Below are 26,661 nucleotides of genomic sequence, written 5' to 3'. Positions count from 1 at the left end.
GCCCACACCAGCGCGGCGATCACCAGCATCAGCGGCAGAAGCAGGAACAGCGCGGTGGAAGCCACCCCGATGTCGAGACCGCGCTTGGCCGCCCAGTCGAGCCGCAGCCCCCGCGCGACAAACGGCGTCTCCGGCAGCATTGCCTCCGCCACCCCGCTCACCTGACCGGCAATCTGATCGGCCACATCGGACATCTCAACCCTATGGTGCGGCGCAGAAGCGAGGTGGGAGATAGGGGGGCCGGCCTCACGCAACATGGACTCGCTTCCTGACGGACGGTGTCGGTGAGTTGGTTAACAACTCGTTAATAGTGTCTTTCTAACAAATTATTCGCGCTGTTACAAGCTGGGCTATACCGATGAGGATAGTCTAAACTGGGTTCATATTATGCGGTTATGCAATGTTTCGACTTAAATAAGGCGCGGCCTTGGGGCAACTTGAGAAAAGATCAGGCTGTAGAAACCCCGGTTTGGGGATGAGACGGTATAGTGTCGGTATAGGCGTCGGCCGCGAGATGGCTCCGTTTCCATTGGTGCGGCGCACGCAAGACCGATATCGGCAGCCTCGGTTACCGGCTTGTGCCGTCGCAGACCTCGGCCCAGGCTGGCGCTCAGCTTACAAGCGGGACGGGGGCCGGACGGAGCGGCCGATCGGCGGCATCGGTGAAGACTACGCATCCCGATGGCGAGATGGGTGCTCGCGCGGAACAGAGCAGGGATAAGCCGAGCCCTTTTTCGGGTGGCGGATGAAATCGGCGTGAGCGCCATCAACCGGAAGCAAGGCTGGCGGCCCAAGCGACGTGACAGCTCGGTCCGGACGATCAAACAGGGCTGGTCGCGGGTACAAGGGAGAAGTGACATGGCGGTTCTGGTGACGGGCGGGGCCGGGTATATCGGCAGCCACATGGTTCTGGCGCTGCTGGATGCCGGCCACGAGGAGATCGTGGTGCTCGACGATCTCTCCACCGGCTTCGACTGGGCCGTGCCCGAGGGGGTCAAGCTCGTGGTCGGCGACGTCGCCGACCAGGCGCTGGTCACCCAGACCATCCTGCAGCACCGGATCGACGCGCTGGCCCACTTCGCCGCCCGGATCGTCGTGCCGGACTCGGTCGCCGACCCGCTCGGCTACTACCTCGCCAACACGGTCAAGACCCGCGCCCTGATCGAGGCCGCCACCCGCGCAGGCGTGCGCCACGTGATCTTCTCCTCCACGGCCGCCGTCTACGGCGAGCCCGAGGTGGTGCCGGTGCCCGAGGACCTGCCGCTCGCCCCGATCAACCCCTACGGCCGCTCCAAGCTGATGAGCGAGTGGATGATCGCCGATGCGGCGGCCGCCCACGGCTTCTCGTATGTCGTGCTGCGCTACTTCAACGTCGCCGGCGCGGATCCGGCCGGGCGCTCGGGCCAGTCGACCCCGAACGCGACGCACCTGATCAAGGTGGCCACGCAGGCCGCGCTCGGGCGGCGCGACCGGCTCGACGTCTACGGCACCGACTACCCGACCCCGGACGGCTCGTGCCTGCGCGACTACATCCAGGTCTCGGACCTCGCCGACGCGCACCGGGTGGCGCTCGACCATCTGCGCGGGGGCGGCGCGAGCCTGACGCTGAACTGCGGCTACGGCCGGGGCTACTCGGTGCTGGAGGTGATCGAGGTGGTCAAGCGGATCTCGGGGCGGGACTTCGCGGTCCGGCTGTGCCCGCGCCGGCCCGGGGATCCGGCGCGGATCGTGGCGGAGGCGGGCCGGATCCGGTCGCAGCTGGGCTGGCAGCCCCGCCACGACGATCTCGACGCCATCGTCGCCCAGGCGCTGGCCTGGGAGGACAAACTCAGTATGCGCAACCGGATCTGAACGACGCTAAAGCGTGCTAATACAAGCCTCAAGCCTCAAGCCATAAGCCCCGACCGAGGTTGCCTGTATGCGAGTTGCGATTGTTCATTATTGGCTCGTGGGCATGCGAGGCGGTGAGAAGGTTGTTGAAGCGCTCTGCAAGATGTATCCCGAGGCGGATATTTTTACCCATGCCTATGCACCGGATTCGATATCGCCACTGATCAAGGCTCATCGCATCCAGACCTCGTTCATCGGCCGGCTCCCGTTCTCCGCGACGCGCTACAAATCCTATCTGCCGCTGATGCCGATGGCCCTCGAGCAGCTCGACCTGCGCGGCTACGATCTGGTGATCAGCAGCGAGTCCGGGCCGGCCAAGGGGATCATCCCGCCCTCGAACGCGACGCACATTTGCTACTGCCATTCCCCGATGCGCTACGTCTGGAACATGTTCCACGATTACCGCGAGCGGACGGGATTCTTGAACCGGCTCCTCATGCCACCGGCGGCGCATTACATCCGGAACTGGGACGCCATCTCGGCGAGCCGCGTCCACGAATTCGTGGCGAATTCGGCGACCGTCGCACGGCGGATCGAGACCTACTATCGGCGCAGCGCCACCGTCATTTATCCCCCGGTCGACACCGACGCGTTCGGTCCCGTCCCGGAGCACGAGATCGGCGATTACCATCTGATGGTCGGCGAACTCGTTCGCTACAAGCGCCCGGAACTGGCGATCGAGGCATTCAACCGGCTGCAGAAACCCCTGGTGGTGATCGGTGGCGGCGAAATGCTGCGCGAGTTGCGGAGCCTGGCCGGGCCGCACGTCACGATGCTCGGCCCTCAGCCCTTCGCGGTTTTGAAGCATCATTACGCCCGCTGCCAAGCGCTGATCTTCCCCGGCGAGGAGGATTTTGGCATCGTTCCGGTCGAGGCCATGGCGAGTGGCCGGCCGGTAATCGCCTATGGCAAGGGTGGCGCGACCGAAACGGTGCAGGAGGGGGTAACCGGTACGTTCTTCCACGAGCAGTCGGTGGACGCTCTGATCGACGCCATCGCGCGGTGCAAGGCGATTGCGCCGAAGCCCAGCGACTTGGTCAGCCGGGCCTCCGAGTTCAGCATCGAGCGCTTCACCGGCGCGATGGCACAGTTCATCGACGGCGTCCTCAAGCGCGAGGACCACGGCCACCGACCGGTCAGGGCCGGCGAACAGCTGGACCTATTGAATTGAGTTTTGGCTAATCGTTCTGTCTTAAAGTTCAGAACGTTATTTGTGAAAGATCGATCTTGATGCCTGAGACTATCGATACGGTCTATCCCATGATCCTGTGCGGCGGCACGGGCACCCGGCTTTGGCCGGCCTCGCGGGAGAGCATGCCCAAGCAGTTCGCCCGGCTGGTGGATGCGAAGACCTCGACCTTCCAGGCCAGCCTCGAGCGGGTCGCGGATGCGTCGGTGTTCGCCAGGCCGACCGTGATCGCCTCGGCCGAGGCCCGCTTCATCGTCGCCGAGCAGTGCGGCCAGCTCGGGATCGCCGCCGACATCGTGCTCGAGCCGCAAGGGCGCGACTCCGCCGCCGCCGTGGCGGTGGCCGCGCTGCATGCCGCCGCGATCGACCCGCAGGCGGTGGTGCTGATCATGGCCGCCGACCACGTCGTGCCCGACACCCAGGCCTTCGTCGACGCCGTGAAGGCCGCCGCCGTGGGCGCGCGGGCCGGCTACACCATGACGCTCGGCATCGAGCCGACCCGCCCGGCCTCGGATTACGGCTACATCCGCCGCGGCGCGCCGATCTCCGAGGCCCCCGGCGCCGCCCGGGTGGAGAAGTTCGTCGAGAAGCCGGACCGTGCCGGCGCCGAGGCGCTGATCGCCGACGGCGCCCTGTGGAACTCGGGCTACTTCCTGTTCCGCGCCGACCTGATGCTGGCCGAGCTCGAGGCCTTCGTGCCGGAGGTGCTCGAGGCCGCCCGCGCCGCGCTGGACGCTGCGGTGACCGACCTCGACTTCGTCCGGCTGGACGGCGAGGCGTTCGCGCGGGCGCCGAAGATCTCGATCGACTACGCGGTGATGGAGCGGACCGCCCGGGCGGGCGTGCTGCCGGTGTCGTTCCCATGGTCGGATGTCGGGACCTGGGACGCGGTCTGGCAGGTGCTGGACCACGATGCCGAGGGCAACGCGGTGCGGGGCCGGGTGTCGCTGATCGGGACGAAGAACAGCCTGGTGCACAGCCAGGGCGAGGGCCTGACCGCGGTGGTCGGGCTGGAGGACGTGGTCGTGGTCTCGACGCCGGACGCTGTGCTGGTGGCGTCGAAAGCCCGCTCGGGGGAGGTCAAGCAGCTGGTCAACGCGCTGCGGGCGTCGGGCGAGCCGGAGGCGGACGCGCATCTGCGGATGTACCGGCCGTGGGGGTGGTACCAGCGGATCGACATCGGCGAGCGCTTCCAGGTGAAGCGGATCCAGGTGGTTCCGGGCGGGCGTCTATCGCTGCAGAAGCACTATCACCGGGCCGAGCACTGGGTGGTGGTGCGCGGCACCGCGGAGGTGACCGTGGACGAGAGGGTGGTGCTGGTCCACGAGAACGAGGCGGTGTACCTGCCGATCGGGTCGATGCACCGGCTGAACAACCCGGGCAAGATCCCGCTGGAGCTGATCGAGGTCCAGGTCGGATCCTACACCGGCGAGGACGACATCATCCGCGTCGAGGATATCTACGGACGCTGAGCCGTCCCGAAGGCGCCTGCGACGCGATCACGCCCGGCCGCGCCGGAACCATGCGGCCTGCCGGGCGACTACCCTTGAGAGTGTGAACGCGCCGGTCCCACAGGGCCAGGCGCGGGAATCGCCCGATGGGGAAGAATGATGAAGCATAAGCCGCTCAGCGAGCAGGTTGTGGTGATCACCGGCGCGTCGTCCGGGATCGGCCTCGCGACCGCCCGGATGGCGGCGGAGCGCGGCGCCCGGGTCGTGCTGGCGGCGCGCAGCGGCGATGCCCTGGCCAGGATCCAGGCCGAGATCGAGGGCGTCGGCGGCAAGGCGCTTCACGTCGTCGCCGATGTCGGCAACCGCGCCGACGTCCAGGCCATCGCCGACCGGGCGATCGCGACGTTCGGCGGCTTCGACACCTGGGTGAACGTCGCGGGCGCCTCGATCTATGGCCGCCTCCGCGAGATCAGCGACGAAGACCATCAGCGCCTGATCCAGACCAATCTCTGGGGCACGATCTACGGGTCGCTGGTGGCCGTGGAGCACCTGCACGCGCAGGGTGGCGCGCTGATCAATGTCGGCAGCATCGCCTCCGACCTCGCCTTCCCGTTCCAGGGTATGTACGCGGCCTCGAAACATGCCGTGAAGGGCTTCACCGACGCCCTGCGCATGGAATTGATGGTCGAGGACGCACCGATCTCGGTGACGCTGGTCAAGCCGGCCTCGATCGACACGCCCCTGCCGCAGCGTGCGCGCAACTACATGGATCGCGAGCCGACCCTGCCGCCGCCGATCTACCCGCCCGAGGAAGTCGCCAACGCGATCCTGCACGCGGCCGTGCATCCGCAGCGCGACATCTTCGTCGGCGGCGCCGGCAAGGCCTTTGTCGCCGGCAAGGAATTCGCCCCGGGCGCCTACGATTACATGGGCCCAGCGATCATCGCGATGCAGAAGCGCGGAATTCCGCCCCGCGATCCGACCGGAGCCCTGCATGCGCCGGTCCCGGCCGGTATCACCCGCGGCGACCCGCCCGTCTACGTGATGCGCACCAGCGCCTATACCCGGGCGAGCCTGCACCCGCTCGCCACGGCAGCCGGGTTGCTCGGTGTCGGCACGGTGGCGGCCCTGGCCCTGCTCGGCACCAGCCCCAGGCGCCGGAAGCGCCTGTAATTGACCCACTCTGCGCGTTCGCTCCCGGGGCCGGCTCAGCCGACCCCAGGTGAGCAGGCCGATCCCCGCATCGTTCCGCGCCGGCTCGTCCACCTGCCGGACGATCGGACCATCGCGTATGCCGAGATGGGCTCGGGGCCCGATCTCGTTGCGATCCACGGCATGATGATGTGCCTGGAGGACCAATGGCTCGGGCCGGTGCCGGCCTTGGCCGAGCATTTCCGGGTGGTTGCCGTCGACCGCCCCGGCCACGGGTTCAGCCTGCGGCCGCGGGGGCGCGCCGCCGACATCTGGGACCAGGCCGCGTGCATCCGGGACGCGGTCCGGCAGCTCGGTCTGGAGCGTCCGGTGATCCTCGGCCACTCGTTCGGTGGGGCAGTCGCCCTGGCCTACGGAATGCTCTACCCGGATGAGATCGCCGGGGTCGTTTCCCTGGCGCCGGTGTGCTTCCCGGAACTGCGCCTGGAGCATCTGCTGTTCGGACCGCGGGCGCTGCCGCTGGGTGGCGAGCTGCTGACCCGAATCCTGCACGCGTCGAGCGATCCCTCGCTTCTCCCGCTGCTCTGGAACGCGATGTTCCTGCCCCAGGCGATGCCGCAGCGCTTTCGTCAGGACTTTCCGTTCGCCCTCGCCGGGCGCGCCGCGCAGATAACCGCCGAGGGCGAGGATGCCGGCTGGCTCTGGCCGGCGCTCACCCGCAGCGCGATGCGCTATTCTAGCCTCCGGGTTCCCACGCGCATCCTGTGCGGCGGCGCCGACATCGTCGTGAACTCCTACCTTCACGGGGCTGCTGCTGCCCAAATGATCCCCACGGCGACACTGGAGATGCTGCCCGGGGCCGGGCACATGTTCCCGCATACCCATCCCGACGCGGTCGTGCGGGCGGCCCGGTCGATCGGGCGTTAGACGTCCTCGAGCGGATCCGGGCGGGGGCCAAGCAGCCAGCGCTCGTCGATGTCGGTGGCGTTGCGGTCGGCGAGCGGCTGTGTCTCGTCGCCCTGGGCGAAGATCACGACATCGCCCGGCCCGACATCGCGCGTGGCGTAGAAATCCCAGCGCCGGTGGATCACCCGCGGGCCGCCGAAGATCCGGTAGGCGTTCCAGTACCGGTCGTCCCGGAAGCCGACATAATGGACCGAGGGGGCGGAGGGACGCTCACCCAAGCCACAGGACCTTGCGGGCCTCGGCGAGCAGGACCGCGTGTTGCACGGCGGCCGGCCCCGCGTCGGGAACGGCGCTGCTCGCCTCGGCGATCAGCCGCCGGAATTTCTTGCGGTTCAGGCCGCGCCAGCTCTGGCTGGCGAGGACCGCCGCCAGCACGGTCTGGACCGCCTCCGTCCGGTACTGCGCTTCGGCCAGGGCGAGCCGGGCATCCGCCGGTCGGGACAAGCCATCGGTCGGCCCCATCTTCTCCGGCGACGGGCCCGGATCGGCCCCATCGTCGGGCATCAGATTGATGTCCCAGCTGACGTTTTCGCGCACGACGCGGGCAGGCGATCCGTAGGCCAGGGTGTTGCCCGGGATGACGCCGCTGACGAGCGACTGGGCCCCGATGATTGCCCCGTCGCCGATATGCGCGCCTTTGAACACGCTGACATTGCGCCCGAGCCAGACCCGATGGCCGACATGGATCGGTCGCGACGGGTTGATCCGCCGGCCGGATTCGAGATCGATGATCGAATGGGCGTCGCTCACCCAGAAATTGACGCCCTCCGAGATCAGGCAATTGTGCCCGATGGTGATCGGCTTCGTCTCGTGGACGAAGATCTGGCCCTCGTTGGCGAAGGCGCTGTGATGCCCGATCAAAAGCTTCGAATGGGGGCAGACATAGATCTGCACGGAGGCGAGGCGGACGCCGTGCCCGATATGGACGGTGGAGCTCGGCCCGCAGGTGAGCGACATCCGCTCGAACGCGTTGGCGCCATCCCCGATCAGGACATGACTGCCGTCACCGTTGATGGTGATCGTCCCATCGGAATTGTCCAAGAAATCCTGCGCGATCTGGATCCTGTTATTGCCGTTGTTGAGCAGACGCACAGGCACACGACATCTCCGGCCACACCCTTATGATCGGGTATGTAGTGTGGCGGCGGCGTGGATCGACCAATGGAATGCCGGGCCGCGGGGAGGAGCTTGGCGCGCGCCAGCGAGTCGTCGCCGGCGCAGCACTCTGCGCAGCGTCGATATCGCCCCGGACGACTATCTTGATCCTGTCCAGCCGGCCTTCCGAGAGCCGGAGCCGTACCGGTTTCGGGGCGTCTCGGCACGTCCAAGGTCCGGTATTCCCTGGCGACCGCCCTCAATGCATCGCGCAGCGACCTCGAACCGAAGGCGCTCCTCCAATCAGAGAGCCCAATACGCTTACAGGTGTGCCGTCGCTGCCTTACCGCTCAGCACGATCGCCATCGCTGACAACGCCGCAGAGACGGCACGGCGCGAGACCTTCTCCTTGGCAAAGCGCGTCCCCGCCAATCGCGATGTGTCGACAAGCCTTACGATTCAGGCCGATACCATCTCACCCGGGCTGAATTCCTTACGCGGACCATATGCAGCCAATCTATGCGGTATATGCAATCGATGTGTTGATGAAATAGACTTATGGCGTGAAAAACTGACAGAGAAATTTAAGCATCTGATCAAAGGCCGATGATCTCATCAATACAAATAAATTGCTCCGAAGTTAATACAAAATGTGAAGATCGTTTTTCAGAACATAATAATAACATCAACAATATGAAAATCGTCGAGTCGCTAGTCTACGATGGCTATAAGTTATTTTTAGCGAACGGTGTTGTTGAGCCATAAAACGTATTGTCATGGCCGTGCTATACGATTGCGCTGGCTCGATTCTCCTCATGGGTGAGGCTCGACCAACCCGCGATCTGTGCGGTTCATTTGGAGACATACAATGGTCGACTTCGCAGCCAATCGGCGCGATTTGCTCCTTGCCCCGTTACTGGCCGCCGCCGCAGCGACGCTCGGAGGAGGCTCTGCCCGGGCCGCAGGCGTCGATCCCACGCAGACGATCGTCAAGCTGCCGGATCAGATTCCGTGGCAGCCCCTCTACAACTTCCCGCCTGGAATGGCTGAGCAGGCGCCGATGTTCGGCAAAATCAGCGACCCGGGACAGTATTTCGTGCTGATCCGCTGGCATCCGGGCTACATGAGCGCCCCCCACTGGTACGAAACCGACCGCCTCTGCGTGGTTCTGTCCGGCACGTGGTACGTGGCGAGCGGATCGGATTTCTCCCCGGAGGCGACGGTGCCGGTTCCGGCCGGCTCTTATGTCCATCGCGTCGCGAAGACACCGCATTACGACGGCGTGAAGTCGGGCATCAAGGAACCGGCGATCATTGCGATCAGCGGGCTTGGGCCGATCACCTACCATCTTACCGACACGACGAAGCCTGGCTGGCGCGAAGTCTGAACGGGCTGATGCCCGAGGTGCAGGCACGCTTTGCGTGACTTCCCTGTCTGCGCGTGTCGGTGACCGAGACCGGTCGCGATCCGGCACGTGCAGACGCTTGCCACGACTCAGTGTCGTTCCCGATTGTCGAACCAACGAGAACGGCTTGAGCAGCTTCGCGGCTGTCGAGATCGAACAATGCGGTCATGGGCAGGGTTTTTGGCCGATGCGCCAGTGCAGAGCGCGCCGTCATTAAGATACAACCGTATCGGGTAGTGGAACTACAAAGAGATGATATCCTGCTGTATTTGTATTCGCATGAATCAATATTGATAAAAATTGACAACCGGTATGCCGGCTTCATATCTTCAATTATACCGGCAATGAGATTGATGGCTGGACAGGTACTTGATTCAAGTAAACATTAACGACTTGTTATATCGTGGCGGAACATCATCTTGGGCGTTGCGAAAAAGGAAGCCGGGTGGAGGGCTTATGTCTCTGAATCGTTTGCTCTCTATCTGTATACTGATGCTGGCTTTGCTTGCTTGCGGCCTGGGCTCCATCATCGCAGTCGATCAATTTTCGGCAATATCTGCCGTGAAATTGACTTCGGCGCGGCTCGACATCTTGAAGGCGCTGTCGAACGTTCCGGCGACGCTGAATCCTGAGCGCGGCATGTTCACCTTGCTGATCAGCACGGAGCCGCAAGGCGGGGCGTCGCAGAACAATGCCCATGTAACCATGCGTCAGGCTACGGATACGGCGATGACGGCTGCACGCGCTTCCGCCGGTGCTTTGGCGGCCGTCGATTCGGCCGCGCAGCCCCTGGTCGAGACGACGGACCGCATCACGCGCATGTGGAGCGCGGCGCGCGCCGCCGGGGATGACCGTATTCGCAATGCTCAACCCGGCGCGCGGGGCGACGCCATCAAACTGGCCGGCGAACAAAGTGCCGAGATCAACAAGGTCGTGCTGGCGGCGATGCTCGACCAAACGCGGCAGCTCGCGACGGTGGACGGAAACGCTTTCCGATACGCCGATTTCGCCACCCTTGTCCTGGATCTGCGCGATGCGGGCGGCCGTGAAGCCGGCATGCTGTTGAACTTCATCGCCAGCGGCAAGCCGGCTTCCGACGTCGACCGACAACAGATCGTCAAACTGCGGGGTCAGGTCCTCGAGGCCTGGAACAGACTTTCGCCGCTGATCGAGCAGGAGACGACGCCGAAGAATCTCAAGGACGCGGTCTTGGCCGTCAAATCGATCTACATCCAGCAGTTCGGCGACCTGAATCAGAAGGTGCTCGATGGAGCGGTCACCGGGCAATACCCCCTTGCCGGTGAGGACTATCGCCAGAAGACGGTGCCGACCTGGATAAAGGTCATCGCGCTGCGCGATGCTGCGTTTGCCGAGGCCGACGCTTCGATCGGCGCGAAACTGTCCGACGCCCGACAGCGCCTTTACCTGGCGATCACCATCATCGTCGGCTCTCTGTCCATCAGCATCGGGATCTCGATCCTGGTCTATTGCCGGGTGTCGCGGCCGATCCGCCAGATGACCGACAGCATGTCGCGGATTGCCGCCGGCGACGTTGATGAGACGATACCGGGCGTCGGCCGTGCCGATGAGATCGGCGGCATGGCCGCCGCGGTCGAAGTCTTCAAAACCAGCTTGAAGCGCAATCGCGAACTCGAGGTCGAGAACGAACGCAGTCGCGCCGAGGCGGACCTGCGACGGAAGGACGTGCTCGCGGATCTCAGCCGCGGTTTCGAGACCAATGTCGGCCGTATCGTCGAGATCGTCGCTCAATCCGCCCGCGCGCTCGAGTCCGGCGCAAGTCAGATGAATTCTGCCGTGGCCGACTCGACCGCTCGCTCGACGGCCGTCGCGGCAGCCGCCGAGCAGGCCGCAGTGAACGTCACCGTCGTCGCGAGCGCGGCCGAGGAACTCGGTTTGTCGGTGGAAGAGATCGGCCGTCAGGTGCGGGATTCACAGGCCATGTCGCGGGCAGCGGTCGAAGAGGCGAATGCCACCGCCGTGATTGTCCAGGACCTGTCGCAGAGCGCGGGCCAGATCAACGAGGTGATCGGGCTCATCTCCAGTATCGCCGGACAGACCAATCTCCTGGCGCTCAATGCGACCATCGAGGCGGCGCGTGCCGGCGAGGCTGGCCGGGGCTTTGCCGTCGTCGCGGCGGAAGTCAAAGACCTGGCGACTCAGACTGCCAAGGCGACCGCCGATATCGCGGCGCAGATCAGCGGCATCCAGACGTCGACGACGAAGGCCGTCGACGCCATCCAGTCGATCGCCGGTACGATCCAGGCGATGAACGACATGACGTCGGACATCAACAGGGCGGTCAGTCAGCAGGGCGCCGCGACGGGCGATATCGTGCGCAACATCGCGGAAGCCTCGGGCGGGACGAGCGACGTCACGGTCAACATCTCGGCTGTGGCGCAATCGCTCAAGACCTCGGGTGCCGCGGCGCACGAGGTCCTGGAATCGTCCTCTCGACTGGCTGTCGAGGCGAACCAGCTCACACACCAGGTGACCGTCTTCCTCGACCAGGTCCGCTCGGCGTGAGGACACCTGCGACGGGCGAACACCGGAAACCCCGCCGAACAGGGCGCGGATAAATCCCGGCTCCGTTCGGCCGCTCGCGGGATCGCGGCGGGGGACGCATGACCAGCGCAGCCCTCATCGCGCATGCACGAAAGCGCGAAACCGCTCGCATGGCCCGCGCGCAAGCAAGGAGAATCCGGGTTTCGGCAGCTGATGGACGTTTTGCATACTGGGCGGTCCGAGCCGCCTTCCCGGGTCAAAGCCCCGTCAGCGTATCGCCATCGAGAAAGAGGCCGCTTCCCCCGCTCCCCTGGCAAAAAGCGAACAGGTCGGCGCGCTCTGGTGGGCGGTGAGGGACTCGAACCCCCGACCCTCTCCGTGTAAAGGAGACGCTCTACCAACTGAGCTAACCGCCCGGCGGCCGACCGTTACGGCATCGGGTCGGTGTGAAGCAAGGGGGCTTCATTCGGGAGCGGCTAGCCGGCGCGCGAGGGCGGGCGCGAGGCCGATGCTCTCCGTGGGGGCCGGGCGCATCGTTCGAGCCTCGGGCGCCGTTGCGACGGCGAGGGCGGCGCGGGTGCCGGCTTCCACCGAGCAGATCAGCGGGCAGGGGACCTGAGGGGCGAGGCGCCGGGCGAGGCCGGCGAGGCCGGCGCCGCCAAGGATCACCGTGGCGGCCCCGGCGTCGTGGCAGTCCCGGCAGGCCCGCGCCAGGATGCCGAGGGCGCGGTTCGGATCCTCGGCGATCTCGCCGCCGCTCGGGGCGACCGTGGTGATGGCGGCGAGGCGGTCGGACAGGCCGAGCGTGCCGACGAAGTCGTGGAGCATCGGCCCCCAGGCCGCGCCGCCGGTGACGATGCCGAAGCGGCCCGCCGTGGCAGCCTCCCGGCAGGCCGCCTGGGCCATGCCGACTACCGGGACCGGCGACAGCTCCTGCAGGGCGAGCAGGCCGGGATCGCCGAAGCAGGCGAGATAGACCGCGTCGCACCCGTCGCCATGCGCTGCCAGCGCGTCGAGGGCGGCATGGGCGGCGATGGCCGCGGCCGCACGGCTCGCGATGTAGCGGGCGCCGAAGCGACCGGTCACCGCCATGACCTCCGCTGCGTCGCCGATCTGGCGGCGGACATGGCCGGCGACGAGGTCGGTCACGGCCTGGCTGGTATTGGGATTGATCAGCAGGATACGCGTCACCGGACTCTCCCCACGAAAAAGCCCCCGGAGCGGGGCTCCGGGGGCTGATCTCGTCACGTCACCGGTCGGTCAGTGGGCGATGAAGGCCGCGCCTTCCTCGTCTGTCCGGGCGGGTTTAGCAGCCACCGGCAGGGGCTCCTCCCACTCGATGGCAACCGGCACACGCACCAGGGCTTTCTCCAGTACCTGATCCATGCGGGAGACCGGGATGATCTCCAGCCCGTTCTTCACGCTATCGGGCACCTCGGCGATGTCTTTGGCGTTCTCCTCGGGGATTAGCACCGTCTTGATGCCGCCGCGCAGCGCCGCCAACAGCTTCTCCTTCAGGCCGCCGATCGGGAGCACCCGGCCGCGGAGCGTCACCTCGCCGGTCATCGCGATATCGCGGCGCACCGCGATGCCGGTCAGCGTCGAGACGATGGCGGTGGCCATGGCAATGCCGGCGGACGGGCCGTCCTTCGGGGTCGCCCCCTCCGGAACGTGGACGTGGATGTCGCGACGCTCGAACAGCGGCGGCTCGATCCCGAAGTCGATCGCTCGCGAGCGCACATAAGATGCGGCCGCCGAGATCGACTCCTTCATCACGTCCTTCAGGTTGCCCGTGACGGTCATCTTGCCCTTACCGGGCATCATGACACCCTCGATCGTCAGCAACTCGCCGCCGACCTCGGTCCAGGCCAGACCCGTGACCACGCCGACCTGATCGTCCGCGTCGATCTCGCCGTAGCGGAACTTCGGCGGGCCGAGGAAGACCGGAAGGGTATCCACGTTCACCGCGACCGACTTGGTCTTGGTGATCAGGATCTCCTTTACCGCCTTGCGGATCAGGTTGGACAGCTCACGCTCCAGGTTACGGACGCCGGCTTCCCGCGTGTAGCGGCGGACCAGCATCATCAACCCGTCGTCGTCGATCGACCACTCGTGGGTCCCGAGGCCGTGCTTCTTCAAGGCATTCGGGATCAGGTGCTTGCGCGCGATCTCGACCTTCTCCTCCTCGGTGTATCCGGCGATACGGATCACCTCCATCCGGTCCATCAGCGGGCCCGGGATGTTGAGGGTGTTGGCCGTCGTCACGAACATCACGTTCGAGAGGTCGTAATCCACCTCCAGGTAGTGGTCGTTGAAGGTGCTGTTCTGCTCCGGATCCAGCACCTCGAGGAGCGCCGCGGACGGATCGCCACGGAAATCCATGCCCATCTTGTCGATCTCGTCGAGCAGGATGAGCGGGTTCGAGGTCTTGGCCTTGCGCATCGACTGGACGATCTTGCCGGGCATCGAACCGATATAGGTCCGACGGTGGCCGCGGATCTCGGCCTCGTCCCGTACGCCGCCGAGCGACATGCGCACGAACTCGCGACCCGTCGCCTTGGCGATGGACTTGCCGAGCGAGGTCTTGCCGACGCCGGGGGGGCCGACGAGGCACAGGATTGGGCCGGTGAGCTTGTTCGCCCGCTGCTGCACGGCGAGGTACTCGACGATCCGCTCCTTGACCTTGTCCAGACCGAAATGGTCGTTGTCCAGCAGGACCTGGGCGCCGAGCAGATCCTTCTTGATCTTCGAGCGCTTGCCCCACGGGATGCCGAGCATCCAGTCCAGATAGTTGCGCACCACCGTCGCCTCGGCCGACATCGGCGACATCTGGCGGAGCTTCTTCAGCTCGGCAGTGGCCTTGTCACGGGCCTCCTTGGTGAACTTGGTCTTCTCGATCTTCTCCTCGAGCTCGGCCAGCTCGTCGCGACCGTCCTCGGAGTCGCCCAGCTCCTTCTGGATCGCCTTCATCTGCTCGTTCAGGTAGTACTCGCGCTGGGTCTTCTCCATCTGCCGCTTGACGCGGGTCCGGATGCGCTTCTCCACCTGCAGCACGGAGATCTCGCTCTCCATCAGCGACAGCACGCGCTCAAGGCGCTGCGCCACCGTGGGCGTCTCCAGGATGCCCTGCTTGTCAGAGATCTTGACCAGCAGGTGCGAACCGATCGTGTCGGCGAGCTTCGAGGGCTCGTCGATCTGGGTCACGGCCGAGACGACCTCGGGCGAGATCTTCTTGTTGAGCTTGACGTAGTTCTCGAACTCCGAGAGCACCGAGCGCGCCAGCGCCTCGGCCTCGACGCGGTCGCCGAGCTCGTCGTGCAGAGCCTCCGCGGTCGCCTCGTAATACTCGTCCGAGCGGGTGAAGCCCGTCACCTTGGCGCGGCCAATGCCCTCGACCAGCACCTTCACGGTGCCGTCGGGCAGCTTCAGGAGCTGCAGCACGGAGGCGAGGGTGCCGATCTTGTAGATCGCGTCGGTGGCGGGATCGTCGTCGCCCGCGTTGATCTGGGTCGCGAGCAGGATGTGGCGATCGGTGCGCACGGCCTCTTCGAGGGCGCGGATCGACTTCTCGCGGCCGACGAACAGGGGCACGATCATGTGCGGAAAGACGACGATGTCGCGCAGGGGCAGAACGGCGTAGGAGCCCGTCGAACCCGGGACGACCGGCTGGCGCGATTTCGACTGTGTCATAGGGGACTTCCTCTCAGGGACACCCGGCTTCGGTTCCCCCGGTGATGGGGCGAACCGACTGCCAGGGGCCGACCGGGCCGCGAGGGTCGGAATGCTCGTGAACTTTGCGGCTGGCGACGCGGACCGCTCCTCGAAGGAGCGAGCGGCCACCGCGATGAGCCTGAGGTGGCTGCGGGAAGCAGCGTTTTCAAGATGTTCCCCGCAGCGCGCCCGGCCGGAGCCGGGCGTTTAACGCAACCCTACCAAGCGCTTACGCGCTCACGCTGGCGGGCGCTTCCTTGTTGCGGTCGCCGTGGATGTAGAGCGGGCGCGACTTGCCCTCGACCACCTCGGGACCGATCACGACCTGCTCCACGGATTCGAGACCCGGCAGATCGTACATCGTGTCGAGCAGGATCGTCTCCAGGATCGAACGCAGGCCGCGGGCGCCGGTCTTGCGCTCGATCGCCTTGCGGGCGACCAGCGACAGCGCATCGTCCTGGAACGTCAGGTCGACGTTCTCCATCTCGAACAGCCGCTGGTACTGCTTGACCAGGGCGTTCTTCGGCTCCTGAAGGATCTTCTTCAGCGCAGCCTCGTCGAGATCCTCGAGCGTCGCCAGGACCGGCAGGCGGCCGACGAACTCGGGGATGAGGCCGAACTTCAAGAGATCCTCGGGCTCGACCGACCGGAAGATCTCGCCGGTGCGGCGGTCGTCCGGGGCCTGCACGCTCGCGCCGAAGCCGATCGAGGTGCCCTTGCCGCGCTGGGAGATGATCCGCTCCAGCCCAGCGAAGGCGCCGCCGCAGATGAACAGGATGTTGGTGGTGTCGACCTGCAGGAATTCCTGCTGCGGGTGCTTCCGGCCGCCCTGCGGCGGCACGGAGGCGACGGTGCCCTCCATGATCTTCAGGAGCGCCTGCTGCACGCCCTCGCCCGAGACGTCGCGGGTGATCGAGGGGTTGTCGGACTTGCGCGAGATCTTGTCGATCTCGTCGATGTAGACGATGCCGCGCTGCGCCCGCTCGACGTTGTAGTCGGAGGCCTGGAGCAGCTTGAGGATGATGTTTTCCACATCCTCGCCGACATAGCCGGCCTCGGTCAGGGTCGTGGCGTCCGCCATGGTGAACGGCACGTCGAGGATGCGGGCCAGGGTCTGCGCGAGCAGCGTCTTGCCCGAGCCGGTCGGCCCGATCAGCATGATGTTGGACTTGGCCAACTCGACGTCGTTGTGCTTCGTCGCGTGCGCGAGCCGCTTGTAGTGGTTGTGCACCGCGACCGAGAGGACCTTCTTGGCGAAGTCCTGGCCGATGACGTAATCGTCGAGGACGCGCCGGATCTCCTTCGGGGTCGGGACCCCGTCGCGGCTCTTCACCAGCGAGGATTTCGATTCCTCGCGGATGATGTCCATGCACAGCTCGACGCACTCGTCGCAGATGAACACGGTCGGGCCGGCGATCAGCTTGCGGACCTCGTGCTGGCTCTTGCCGCAGAACGAGCAATACAGCGTGCTCTTGGAGTCGTTGCCGCCAGTCTTGCTCATATCGGTCTCCGATTCGTCGCGTACGCAGCCGGCTAAGGGCGCACGCGCATCGCTTCAACGTAAGGGGGCCCGTTTAAAGAAACAGTATGCTGCGCGCCTTTGACCGATGGGCCCTGTCATCGGATGCAAACACGCTGCCGCGGCGGGATCAAGGCCACGCCGCGGCGGTCAGGCGACGCAACCGTCAGGCGGCGGCGGGCTCGGGACGCTTCTGGATGACCTCGTCGATGAGGCCGAACTCCTTGGCCGCATCCGAAGTCATGAAATTGTCGCGCTCCAGCGCGTTCTCAATGGCTGCGTAGTCACGGCCGGTATGCTTCACGTAGATCTCGTTCAGGCGCCGCTTCAGCGCCTCGATCTCGCGGGCATGGATCAGGATGTCCGTGGCCTGGCCCTGAAAGCCGCCGGAGGGCTGGTGGACCATGATCCGGGCGTTCGGCAGGGCGAAGCGATGGCCGGGCTCACCGGCGGTGAGCAGCAGGGAGCCCATCGAGGCGGCCTGACCGACGCAGAGGGTCGTGACCGGGCAACGAATGAACTGCATCGTGTCGTAGATCGACAGGCCCGAGGTCACGACGCCGCCGGGGGAATTGATATAGAAGGAAATTTCCTTCTTGGGGTTCTCGGCCTCGAGGAACAGCAGCTGCGCCACGATCAGCGACGCACCGTAATCCTCCACGGGACCGGTGAGGAAGATGATGCGCTCGCGCAGGAGGCGGGAGTAGATGTCGAAGGCGCGCTCGCCGCGGCTCGACTGCTCGACGACCATCGGCACGAGTGCGTTGTTGTAGACGTCGATCGGATCTCTCATCTCGTCCTGCCCAGAGTGAGGCCCGGGGCTGCCGCGAATCAGGGCAGCCCGGGCATGTCAGCGAACACCGGCGATGCTTAACCATCGCCTAACCCTATGCCCGCCGTCCTGGGACAGTGCGGGGCTCAGTCGGCCTTTGCCTCGGCGTTGGACGCGTCCTTGGCCTCGGCCTTGTCTGCCGGCTTCTCGCCGGTCGTGTCGTCGTCATCCTCATCGGCGAAAAGCGTCTCTTTCGAGACCGGCTCCTCGACGAGTTTGACTTGGCCGAGGACGTGGTCAACCACCTTCTCCTCGAACAGCGGCGCCCGGAGCTCGGCGAGCGCCTGCGGGTTCTTGCGGTAGAAGTCCCACACCTGCTGCTCCTGGCCCGGGAACTGCCGGACCCGAGCGATGAGGGCTTGGTTCACCTCCTCGTCGGAAACCTTGATATCGGCGCTCTCGCCGACCTGTGCAAGCACGAGTCCGAGCCGGACGCGCCGCTCGGCGATCTTCCGGTAGTCGGCCTGGGCCTTCTCCTCGGTGGTGTCCTCGTCCTCGAAGCTCTTGCCGCGGGCCTTGAGGTCCTGCTCCACCTGCGCCCAGACGCTGGCGAATTCCTGCGCGACCAGGGTCGGCGGCAGCTCGAAGGCGTACTTGCCGTCCAGCGCGTCCAGCAGGTCCTTCTTGAGCTTGCGACGCGACGCCGCTTCGAAGTCCCCGCCGATCGCCTTGGCGATCGCTTCGCGCAGCTTCTCAAGGGAGTCCATGCCGAGCGACTTGGCGAACTCGTCGTCGATCTTTGACTCGCCCGGGGCCTGGATCTTCGTGACGGTCACGTCGAACTCGGCATCCTTGCCGGCGAGGTGCTCGGCCCCGTAGGCCTCCGGGAAGGTCGCCGTGACGACGCGCTTGTCGCCGACCTTGGCGCCGACCAGCTGCTCCTCGAAGCCCGGGATGAACGAGCCGGAGCCGAGCTCCAGGTCGATGCCCTCGCCCTTGCCGCCCTGGAATTCCTCGCCGTCGATGCGGCCGACGAAATCGATGGTCACGCGGTCGCCGTTCTGGGCCTCGGCGCCCTCATCCCGCTCGCTGAAGGGACGGCTCTGGCCGGCCATGCGCTGCAGGGCCTCGTCGACCTCGGACTCCTCGGGCTTCGCCACGAGCTTCTTGAGGCTGACGTCGGAGAGATCGGCCAGTTCGAAGCTCGGCATCACCTCGAGGGCGACCTTGAAGGCCAGGTCGGCCTTGGCGTCGAGCGCCTTCTCGACCTCGGCCTGGTCGGTGGGGAACTCGACCTGCGGCTCCAGAGCCAGCTTGAGGCCGTTATCGGCCACGATCTTGCGGTTGGCCTCGTTGACGGCGTTCTGCACCACCTCGGCCATGACCGAGCGGCCATAGACCTTGCGCAGATGCGCGACCGGGACCTTGCCGGGGCGGAAGCCCTTCAGCTGGACCTTGTCCTTCATGCCGGAGAGCTCGGTCGTCAGGCGCTCCTCGAGTTCCTGGGCGGCCAGCAGCACCTGAAACTCGCGCTTCAGACCCTGGGCGTTGATCTCGGTCACCTGCATCGTCGTCGTCGCTCTTCAAAAGACCTTGTGGTCGCCGGCCGGGCCGGCGTCGTGCGGCTTGGTCGAGCGGTCCGGGATACGACGGTGTCGGATACGGGGATGAGGCGGCCCCGAGCGGGGCCGCGCCATCTCGAAGCGTCCTGGTGCGGGCGGAGGGGCTCGAACCCCCACGTCTTGCGACACTGGAACCTAAATCCAGCGCGTCTACCAGTTCCGCCACGCCCGCGCGTGCCGACACCCGGCGCGTCGCCGGCCGCCGGAAGCGCGCCCTATAGCATGGGCCGCACGGCCCGCAGCAAAAAACTTAACCTCCCGTGGCGGCGGTGGCGCGCGCCTGGGCACACGGCTATCTACCCAGGCCCGTTGCGAGCCGCCGTCGAGATCCCATGACCCCATCCCGCCCCGTGCCGCCGACCGATCCGCGCACGGCCGCACCGTCGCGCCGAACCCTGCTCTCCACGGCGACCGCCTTCGCGCTGATGCCGGAGACCGGTCGGGCGCAGGCGACGGCTCCCGAAAAGCCGCCGGCGGCCCCGAACCCGTTGCCGTCCGAACCCACCGCCCCGGCACCCGCCCTGCCGGCCGCGCCCGGGAAGACCCGGCTGCGGCCCGAGCCCGCGGCCGAGACACCGGTCTGGTGCTTCGACGGCAAGGCCCTGCCGCCCCTGGTGCGGATCAAGCTCGGCCAGCCGGTCCGGCTCAAGGTCGAGAATCGCACCGACAAGCCGCTGTCGCTGCACTGGCACGGGGTGCGCAACGTCAACGCGATGGACGGGGTCGGCGGCGTGACCCAGGCGCCGATCCCGCCGGGGGGCGACTTCCTGTACCAGTTCACGCCCCCGGATGCCGGGACCTACCTGATCCGCCCCCTTGTGGTCGGCGGGTCGAGCGAGCCGTCCGGCCGGGGGCTGGCGGGCATGCTGATCGTCGAGGAGGCGAGCCCGCCGCTGGTCGACGCCGATGTCGGCCTGGTGATGCAGGATTGGCGGCTGGAGGACGATGCCAGCCTGATGCCGTTCGGCCAGCCGCTGTTCGCGGCGACGAACGGGCGCCTCGGCAATCTCGTCACGATCAACGGCAAGCTTGTGCCGGACACGTTCGAGGCCCGCCCGGGTGCCCGGGTCCGCCTGCGGCTCGGCAATGCCTGCAACGCGCGTGGGACGCGGCTCCGCTTCGAAGGCGTGAAGGTCTACGTGGCGGCGGTCGACGGGCAGCCGACCGACACGTTCGAGCCCCTGCGGGCGACCCTGCCGTTCCCCCCGGGCACCCGCTACGATCTGATGGTCGACCTGCCCGAACAGGAGGGGGCGACCTGCTCGATCATCGCCCTGGTCGGCCAGGGGCTCACCCTGGCGACCGTGACCACGAAGGGCGCCCGCATAACCGACAAGCGACCGCCGATCGGCCCCATCGGTGAGAACAAGCGCCTGCCCGCCGAGATCAAGCTCCAGAACGCCCTGCGGCGGGACGTGGTGATCACCGGCGGGGCCTTCGTGCCGAAGGCTGCCAAGGACGCGCCGAAGGACAAGCCGGCCCCGGAGCCGGTCTATACCGGCGATCCTCAGAAGATCTGGGCGGTGAACGGCACCAGCGCGACCGCGGGGCTCCAGCCGATCTTCACGGTCAAGCGCGGTCAGGTTGTCGTGCTCGCGCTGCGCAACGAGACCGGCTTCCCGCAGGCCCTGCACCTGCACGGCCACTGCTTCCGCCTGCTGCATCCGTTGGACGATGGCTGGGAGCCCTACTGGCTCGACACCTTCCAGCTCCTCGAAGGCCGGACCGCCCGTATCGGCTTCCTCGCCGACAATCCGGGGCGCTGGCTAATCAGCGCCACGGTGCTGGAACGGTTCGATACGGGCCTCTGGACGATGTTCGAGGTCACATAAGCGCGGCGTCGAGGAGGCCCCCGAGCACGGCGGGCATCAGGTCCGGGAGATCCTCGGCAATGAGGCCCGGACCGTGGCGCAGGCCGGCATCGCCGTGCAGCCAGACACCGGCCGCCGCCGCCTCGAAGGGCGGCATGCCCTGCGCCAGCAACCCGGCGATCAGGCCGCCGAGCACGTCGCCCGAGCCGGCGGTGCCGAGATAGGGGCTGCCATGGTCGTTGATCGCCGCACGCCCGTCGCGGCTCGCGATCACCGTGTCGGACCCCTTCAGGACCACGACCGCGCCGGTGAGTGCGGCAGCGGCGCGGGTGCGGGCGACCTTGTCGGAGCCCTCGGCGGTGGCCTCCGTCCCGCTGAACAGCCGCGTGAATTCGCCCTCGTGGGGGGTGAGAATAGCCTGCGCGTCGCCGTCGGCGAGATGAGCGGCCAGCAGCGGTGCCTGTCCGGCAAAGCTCGTGAGCGCATCGGCATCGAGTACGAGGCCCCGCCCGGCGGCGGCGGCCACCGCGATGCGCTCGCGGGTCGGCTCGCCGATGCCCAGGCCAGGCCCGGCCAGGACGACATTGAGGCGCTCGTCGGTGAGCATGTCGTCGAGATCGTCCGCCGTCTCGCAGGGACGCAGCATGATCGCGGTGAGCTGGGCCGCGTTTTCCGCCAATGCGGCCTGGGGCGAGGCCAGGGTGACGAGACCCGCCCCGACCCGGAGGGCGCCCCGGGCGGCGAGCCGGGCTGCGCCGGTCTTGGTGGCCGGGCCCGACAGGATCAGGGCGTGGCCGCGGGTATATTTGTGGCTCTCGCCGGTGAGGCGCGGAAAGGTCGGCGCCCACAGCTCCGGCCCGTTGCGGTAGAGCGGCGGCGTGGCAGCGGTGCGGCCGGCCTCCAGAGCCGCTTGGCCCGCTCCGATATCGGCCAGGTGCCGGTGGCCGCACAGGCCTCGGCCGGGCTGGAGCAGATGACCCGGCTTGAACGCGACGAAGGTCACGGTCTCCACGGCCCGGATCGCGACGCCGCGCACGGCACCGGTATCGCCGTCGACGCCGCTCGGCACATCGACGGCGAGCACTGAGCGGCCGGATGCATTGACGGCCTCGACCAAAGTGCGGGCGGCCCCGTCGAGGTCGCGCGACAGGCCGGCGCCGAACAGGGCATCGATCACGAGGTCGCACGGCGGCAGGGCGTCGCCCACGGCCGCTTGCACCCGGCCCGTCCAGGCCTCGGACGCCAGGGCCGCGTCGCCCGTGAGCGCTCCGCGCTCGCCGAGCAGGCGGAGGTCGACCGCGTAGCCGCGTTCCGCCAGCAGCCGGGCGGCCACGAACCCGTCGCCGCCGTTGTTGCCGGGGCCGCACAGCACCAGAACCCGCCCGTCCTCCGGTAGCCGCATCGCCGCCCGCTCGGCGACCGCAGTCCCGGCAGCTTCCATCAGCCGGCGGCCCGGGATTCCCCCATCGATGGCCGCCGCATCGACCCGTCGCATCGCCGCGACCGTCAGCACCTGCATGCTCATCTCCACGTCTGCCCGTGCACCGAACACTGCTGATTAAAAATGCGCCACAAATTCATCGAAAGCCCGAAGGATGTGCGTAGCCTGCGCTTCGAATGGGCACTAACGTGACGCGCGTCGCGAAAACGGCGTGGCGGAGTCTTACCGACGATGTTAGAAATATCCGGCAGCGTAGCGCAGGCCCGAGCGGCATGAAGAAGATCGAAGCGATCATCAAGCCTTTCAAGCTCGACGAGGTGAAGGAGGCGCTCCAGGAGGTCGGCCTCCAGGGCATCACCGTCATCGAGGCGAAGGGTTTCGGCCGTCAGAAGGGCCATACCGAGCTGTATCGCGGCGCCGAATACGTGGTCGACTTCCTGCCCAAGGTGAAGCTCGAGATCGTCTTGTCGGACGCGCTGGTCGAGGGCGCCGTCGAGGCGATCCGCAAGTCGGCCCAGACCGGACGCATCGGCGACGGCAAGATCTTCGTCTCGACGATCGAAGAAGCCATCCGTATCCGCACGGGCGAGACCGGCACGGACGCGATCTGAGCCCGGCCGGGGCTGCAACACCATCGGGATCGTTGCGGCCTCACCGTCAGAGCGAAAGTGGCGAAGCAGCCCAGGAGTGTGCTCGATTCCAGGTCGTGGCGGCTCCCAGACTGGCGTCGTTGCCAGTGGGTTGACGATTTAGTGACGAACGACCTGCTCCGAAGCCGTTGCCGCCGTCATCGGGTGGCAGGCATGCGATCAGCCGGGCTGTGAGCCAGGATTCGCGCCGCTCCGCGCCCATGAATCACCGGGTCTCATCCCAAGAACGACCAGCATTCTCCGAACGAAAGCCGGCGTTTTTCCCGTTCTGCCTAAGAATTCACGCTGCACGAATGTCCGGCATCTGCGCGTCGGGCCATGGAGTACTGCGTCGGTAGCACCACATCCTCCGGGGAACGGACGGCCGGATCGGCCGCTTTGCCCCACGCAGGAGGACCCTATGATGGCCGGTACCGACGGGCGTGAGACCGCCAAGATCTACGAATTGTCGGCGTTCCGGCGTGCACGCATGACGCCGCGGGCGATCGAGACGGCCAAGCCGGCGCCCGTCCCGAGCATCGGGGGTGGCGCCTGGTACCATGAGGCCGCGATCCGCGACGACGAGCGCCCGCGCCGGACCTGAAACGCAAGGAAGCCGGGCACGCAGGCCCGGCTCCGGTGATCCATCGACGGGCGCCCGAAGCACCCGGTCCGCCTCAGGCGGCGACAGCGGCCTCGGTCGGTACCGAAGAGATCGTCTTCAGCACCTGCGAGGCGATCTGGTAGGGGTCGCCCTGCGAGTTCGGGCGGCGATCCTCCAGATACCCCTTGTAGCCGTTGTTGACGAAGGAGTGGGGCACGCGGATCGAGGCGCCACGGTCAGCCACGCCGTACGAGAACTCGTGGATCGAGGCCGTCTCGTGCTTGCCGGTCAGCCGCATGTGGTTGTCCGGACCGTAGACGGCGATGTGATCCTCGCGGGCGTTCTTGAACGCCTCCATGAGCGACTCGAAATACGCCTTGCCGCCGTGCTCGCGCAGGAACGCGGTCGAGAAGTTGCAGTGCATGCCCGAGCCGTTCCAGTCGGTGTCGCCGAGCGGCTTGCAATGGTACTCGACGTCGATCCCGTAGGACTCGCACAGGCGCTGCAGCAGGTAGCGGGCCATCCACATCTCGTCGGCGGCCTTCTTGGAGCCCTTGCCGAAGATCTGGAATTCCCACTGGCCCTTGGCCACCTCGGCGTTGATGCCCTCATGGTTGATGCCGGCGTCGAGGCAGAGGTCGAGATGCTCCTCGACGATCTTGCGGGCGACATCGCCGACATTCGAGTAGCCGACGCCGGTGTAGTACGGGCCCTGCGGGGCCGGGAAGCCGCTGGCCGGGAAGCCGAGCGGGCGGCCGTCCTTGTACAGGAAGTACTCCTGCTCGAAGCCGAACCAGGCGCCGGCATCGTCCAGGATGGTTGCGCGCTTGTTGGACTCGTGCGGGGTCTTGCCGTCCGGCATCATCACTTCGCACAGGACCAGGACGCCGTTCTTGCGGGCCGGATCGGGGAAGTGGCGCACGGGCTTGAGCATGCAGTCGGAGCTGCCGCCCTCGGCCTGCTTCGTGGACGAGCCGTCGAAGCCCCACATCGGCAGTTGGTCGAGGGTCGGGAAGCTGTCGAATTCCTTGATCTGCGTCTTGCCGCGCAGATTCGGGACCGGCGTATACCCGTCGAGCCATATATACTCGAGCTTATATTTCGTCATTCCGGTTCTCTCGTCCGTTGTCGATGCGCGATCCGGCCAAAGCCCGGGCGACGCGAACGGCTTGCCGCCGTCTCGACGGCCGCAGCCGCCCTTGCATGAAGCATGCCAGGATCTTCTCCCCCAGGGGCGGGCGAGAGAGATTCGTGGTCTCCGCGGTCCCCGGACCCATGACGGACCATCGATATGGGCCAAACGCCCGGCTCCGTGAGCGATTCCTCCCGCGCGCGGGTGGCAAGGCGGCCTCCCGACGGATATCAAGCGGCGCGGCCGGTGCGGCCCGTTCCTAAGGTGCCCGCTCCGCGCGAGAATCCCCGACGACCTTCCAGGAGGATGCCCACGATGACGACTGCGGCCGACGTTCTGAAGAATATCCGGGACAACGACGTACGCTACGTGGACTTCCGGTTCACCGACCCGCGCGGCAAGTGGCAGCACGTGACGTTCGACGTGTCGCTGATCGACGACGAGATCTTCGCCGAAGGTACGATGTTCGACGGCTCCTCGATCGCCGGCTGGAAGGCGATCAATGAGTCCGACATGCTGCTGATGCCGGATCCGTCCACCGCCTGCCTCGACCCGTTCTTCTCCGCCTCGACCCTGTCGATCGTCTGCGACGTGCTCGAGCCGGCCACCGGCGAGCCCTATTCGCGCGATCCCCGCGGCACCGCCAAGCGCGCCGAGGCCTACCTGCAGCAGACCGGGATCGGCGACACGATCTATGTCGGCCCCGAGGCCGAGTTCTTCGTGTTCGACGACGTGAAGTTCGCCGCCGACCCGTACCGCACCGGCTTCGAGCTCGATTCGACCGAGCTGCCGACCAACGGCTTCACCGATTACGAGGGCGGCAACCTCGGCCACCGGGTCCAGACCAAGGGCGGCTACTTCCCGGTCCCGCCGCAGGATTCGGCCCAGGACATGCGCGGCGAGATGCTGGCCGCGATGCAGTCCATGGGCGTGAAGGTCGAGAAGCACCACCACGAGGTGGCGAGCGCCCAGCACGAGCTCGGCATGAAGTTCGACGTGCTGACCAAGCTCGCCGACCACATGCAGATCTACAAGTACTGCATCCACAACGTCGCCCAGAGCTACGGCAAGTCGGCGACGTTCATGCCCAAGCCCGTCTTCGGCGACAACGGCTCGGGCATGCACGTCCACCAGTCGATCTGGAAGGACGGCAAGCCGGTCTTCGCCGGCGACAAGTATGCCGGGCTCAGCCAGGAATGCCTCTGGTACATCGGCGGCATCATCCGCCACGCCAAGGCGCTCAACGCCTTCACCAACCCGTCGACCAATTCCTACAAGCGGCTGGTGCCGGGCTACGAGGCGCCGGTGTTGCTCGCCTACTCGGCGCGCAACCGCTCGGCCTCCTGCCGGATCCCGTGGACCAAGAGCCCGAACGCCAAGCGCGTCGAGGTCCGCTTCCCCGACCCGATGGCCAACCCCTATCTGGCCTTCTCGGCCCTGCTGATGGCCGGCCTCGACGGCATCCGCAACAAGATCGATCCGGGCCCGGCCATGGACAAGGATCTCTACGAGCTGCCGCCGAAGGAGCTGAAGCAGATCCCGACCGTGTGCGGCTCGCTCCGCGAGGCGCTCTCCAGCCTCGACAAGGACCGGACCTTCCTCAAGGAGGGCGGCGTGTTCACGGACGACCAGATCGACTCGTTCATCGAGCTGAAAATGACCGAGGTGCTGCGCTATGAGATGACCCCGCACCCGATCGAGTTCGTGCAGTACTACTCGCTGTGATGTGAGAGGGGGCCGGGCGTGGAG

The 26,661-nt window shown here is 66.5% G+C and carries 20 protein-coding genes, 2 tRNA genes and 1 pseudogene; 11 read left to right on the top strand and 12 right to left on the bottom strand.

Annotation, left to right across the window (positions count from 1 at the left end; genetic code table 11):
- Positions 1-194 (bottom strand): annotated as a pseudogene (locus tag MKK65_RS27160) (sugar transferase); the annotation flags it as partial.
- A gap of 664 nt (positions 195-858) precedes the next feature.
- Here MKK65_RS27160 and galE point away from each other — a divergent pair.
- The 5 genes from galE (at position 859) to MKK65_RS27135 (ending at position 6,609) form a co-directional block, all read left to right on the top strand.
- Entirely contained in the window at positions 859-1,851 is a 993-nt protein-coding gene (gene galE / locus MKK65_RS27155) for a UDP-glucose 4-epimerase GalE (protein WP_243961236.1), read from the top strand.
- 67 nt (positions 1,852-1,918) lie between these two features.
- Positions 1,919-3,061 (top strand): glycosyltransferase, encoded by a 1,143-nt coding sequence (locus MKK65_RS27150; protein WP_243961234.1) that lies wholly within the window; start codon positions 1,919-1,921, stop codon positions 3,059-3,061.
- A gap of 59 nt (positions 3,062-3,120) precedes the next feature.
- Positions 3,121-4,551, top strand: coding sequence for a mannose-1-phosphate guanylyltransferase/mannose-6-phosphate isomerase (locus MKK65_RS27145; protein ID WP_243961233.1), 1,431 nt, complete (start codon positions 3,121-3,123; stop codon positions 4,549-4,551).
- A 138-nt stretch (positions 4,552-4,689) separates the two neighbouring features.
- A complete protein-coding gene (locus MKK65_RS27140; RefSeq protein ID WP_243961241.1) occupies positions 4,690-5,703 on the top strand; it encodes an SDR family oxidoreductase in 1,014 nt (337 codons plus the stop codon).
- Positions 5,704-6,609 (top strand): alpha/beta fold hydrolase, encoded by a 906-nt coding sequence (locus MKK65_RS27135; RefSeq protein WP_243961232.1) that lies wholly within the window; start codon positions 5,704-5,706, stop codon positions 6,607-6,609. It abuts the gene before it with no gap.
- Here the strand turns inward: MKK65_RS27135 and MKK65_RS27130 are convergent.
- Together MKK65_RS27130 and MKK65_RS27125 are read right to left on the bottom strand one after the other, a co-directional pair.
- Positions 6,606-6,866 carry a hypothetical protein gene (locus MKK65_RS27130; RefSeq protein WP_058193864.1) on the bottom strand — a complete coding sequence of 87 codons (261 nt, stop codon included), beginning with the start codon at positions 6,864-6,866 and terminating at the stop codon, positions 6,606-6,608. The genes MKK65_RS27135 and MKK65_RS27130 overlap by 4 nt on opposite strands.
- Complete coding sequence (locus MKK65_RS27125) at positions 6,859-7,746, bottom strand: acyltransferase (RefSeq protein ID WP_152997568.1); 888 nt, start codon at positions 7,744-7,746, stop codon at positions 6,859-6,861. Before MKK65_RS27125 ends, MKK65_RS27130 begins: the two co-directional genes overlap by 8 nt.
- Before the next feature lie 865 nt (positions 7,747-8,611).
- Between MKK65_RS27125 and MKK65_RS27120 the strand changes: the two genes are divergently transcribed.
- Complete coding sequence (locus MKK65_RS27120; RefSeq protein WP_243961231.1) at positions 8,612-9,130, top strand: cupin domain-containing protein; 519 nt, start codon at positions 8,612-8,614, stop codon at positions 9,128-9,130.
- A 474-nt stretch (positions 9,131-9,604) separates the two neighbouring features.
- A complete protein-coding gene (locus MKK65_RS27115; protein WP_243961230.1) occupies positions 9,605-11,692 on the top strand; it encodes a methyl-accepting chemotaxis protein in 2,088 nt (695 codons plus the stop codon).
- 319 nt (positions 11,693-12,011) lie between these two features.
- On the opposite strand, the gene MKK65_RS27110 is transcribed toward MKK65_RS27115, so the two are convergent.
- The 7 genes from MKK65_RS27110 to MKK65_RS27080 all read right to left on the bottom strand — a co-directional run bounded on the left by MKK65_RS27110 (position 12,012) and on the right by MKK65_RS27080 (position 19,467).
- Positions 12,012-12,087, bottom strand: a tRNA-Val gene (locus MKK65_RS27110).
- Positions 12,088-12,133: 46 nt separating this feature from the next.
- Positions 12,134-12,862, bottom strand: coding sequence for an aspartate/glutamate racemase family protein (locus MKK65_RS27105; protein ID WP_243961229.1), 729 nt, complete (start codon positions 12,860-12,862; stop codon positions 12,134-12,136).
- 69 nt (positions 12,863-12,931) lie between these two features.
- Positions 12,932-15,361: an endopeptidase La gene (lon, locus tag MKK65_RS27100; RefSeq protein ID WP_058193859.1), complete on the bottom strand. Its 2,430-nt coding sequence runs from the start codon at positions 15,359-15,361 to the stop codon at positions 12,932-12,934.
- Between the two features lie 250 nt (positions 15,362-15,611).
- Positions 15,612-16,883: an ATP-dependent Clp protease ATP-binding subunit ClpX gene (clpX, locus tag MKK65_RS27095; RefSeq protein ID WP_007567156.1), complete on the bottom strand. Its 1,272-nt coding sequence runs from the start codon at positions 16,881-16,883 to the stop codon at positions 15,612-15,614.
- Between the two features lie 184 nt (positions 16,884-17,067).
- The gene (locus MKK65_RS27090; RefSeq protein ID WP_243961228.1) at positions 17,068-17,694 is read right to left on the bottom strand and encodes an ATP-dependent Clp protease proteolytic subunit; all 627 of its coding nucleotides are present in this window, start codon (positions 17,692-17,694) and stop codon (positions 17,068-17,070) included.
- Positions 17,695-17,819: 125 nt separating this feature from the next.
- Entirely contained in the window at positions 17,820-19,241 is a 1,422-nt protein-coding gene (tig, locus tag MKK65_RS27085; protein ID WP_243961226.1) for a trigger factor, read from the bottom strand.
- Positions 19,242-19,382: 141 nt separating this feature from the next.
- Positions 19,383-19,467 (bottom strand) — tRNA-Leu (locus tag MKK65_RS27080).
- Positions 19,468-19,627: 160 nt separating this feature from the next.
- Here MKK65_RS27080 and MKK65_RS27075 point away from each other — a divergent pair.
- Positions 19,628-21,127: a multicopper oxidase family protein gene (locus MKK65_RS27075; protein WP_243961225.1), complete on the top strand. Its 1,500-nt coding sequence runs from the start codon at positions 19,628-19,630 to the stop codon at positions 21,125-21,127.
- Here the strand turns inward: MKK65_RS27075 and MKK65_RS27070 are convergent.
- Positions 21,120-22,625 (bottom strand): NAD(P)H-hydrate dehydratase, encoded by a 1,506-nt coding sequence (locus MKK65_RS27070; RefSeq protein ID WP_243961223.1) that lies wholly within the window; start codon positions 22,623-22,625, stop codon positions 21,120-21,122. The two genes, MKK65_RS27075 and MKK65_RS27070, sit on opposite strands and share 8 nt — an antisense overlap.
- Before the next feature lie 194 nt (positions 22,626-22,819).
- Between MKK65_RS27070 and MKK65_RS27065 the strand changes: the two genes are divergently transcribed.
- Positions 22,820-23,158, top strand: a complete 339-nt coding sequence (locus MKK65_RS27065) for a P-II family nitrogen regulator (RefSeq protein ID WP_003600526.1) — start codon at positions 22,820-22,822, stop codon at positions 23,156-23,158.
- Between the two features lie 439 nt (positions 23,159-23,597).
- Complete coding sequence (locus tag MKK65_RS27060; protein WP_243961222.1) at positions 23,598-23,780, top strand: DUF2735 domain-containing protein; 183 nt, start codon at positions 23,598-23,600, stop codon at positions 23,778-23,780.
- A gap of 73 nt (positions 23,781-23,853) precedes the next feature.
- Here the strand turns inward: MKK65_RS27060 and MKK65_RS27055 are convergent, their stop codons facing one another.
- A complete protein-coding gene (locus tag MKK65_RS27055) occupies positions 23,854-24,888 on the bottom strand; it encodes a glutamine synthetase beta-grasp domain-containing protein (RefSeq protein WP_243961221.1) in 1,035 nt (344 codons plus the stop codon).
- A gap of 339 nt (positions 24,889-25,227) precedes the next feature.
- On the opposite strand from MKK65_RS27055, the gene glnA reads away from it, so the two are divergent.
- Positions 25,228-26,637: a type I glutamate--ammonia ligase gene (gene glnA / locus MKK65_RS27050; protein ID WP_243961220.1), complete on the top strand. Its 1,410-nt coding sequence runs from the start codon at positions 25,228-25,230 to the stop codon at positions 26,635-26,637.
- Positions 26,638-26,661 lie beyond the last annotated feature (24 nt).

This window comes from Methylobacterium sp. J-001 (assembly GCF_022829565.1).
Taxonomy (GTDB): Bacteria; Pseudomonadota; Alphaproteobacteria; order Rhizobiales; family Beijerinckiaceae; genus Methylobacterium.
This window is presented reverse-complemented; position numbering and strand designations above follow the sequence as displayed.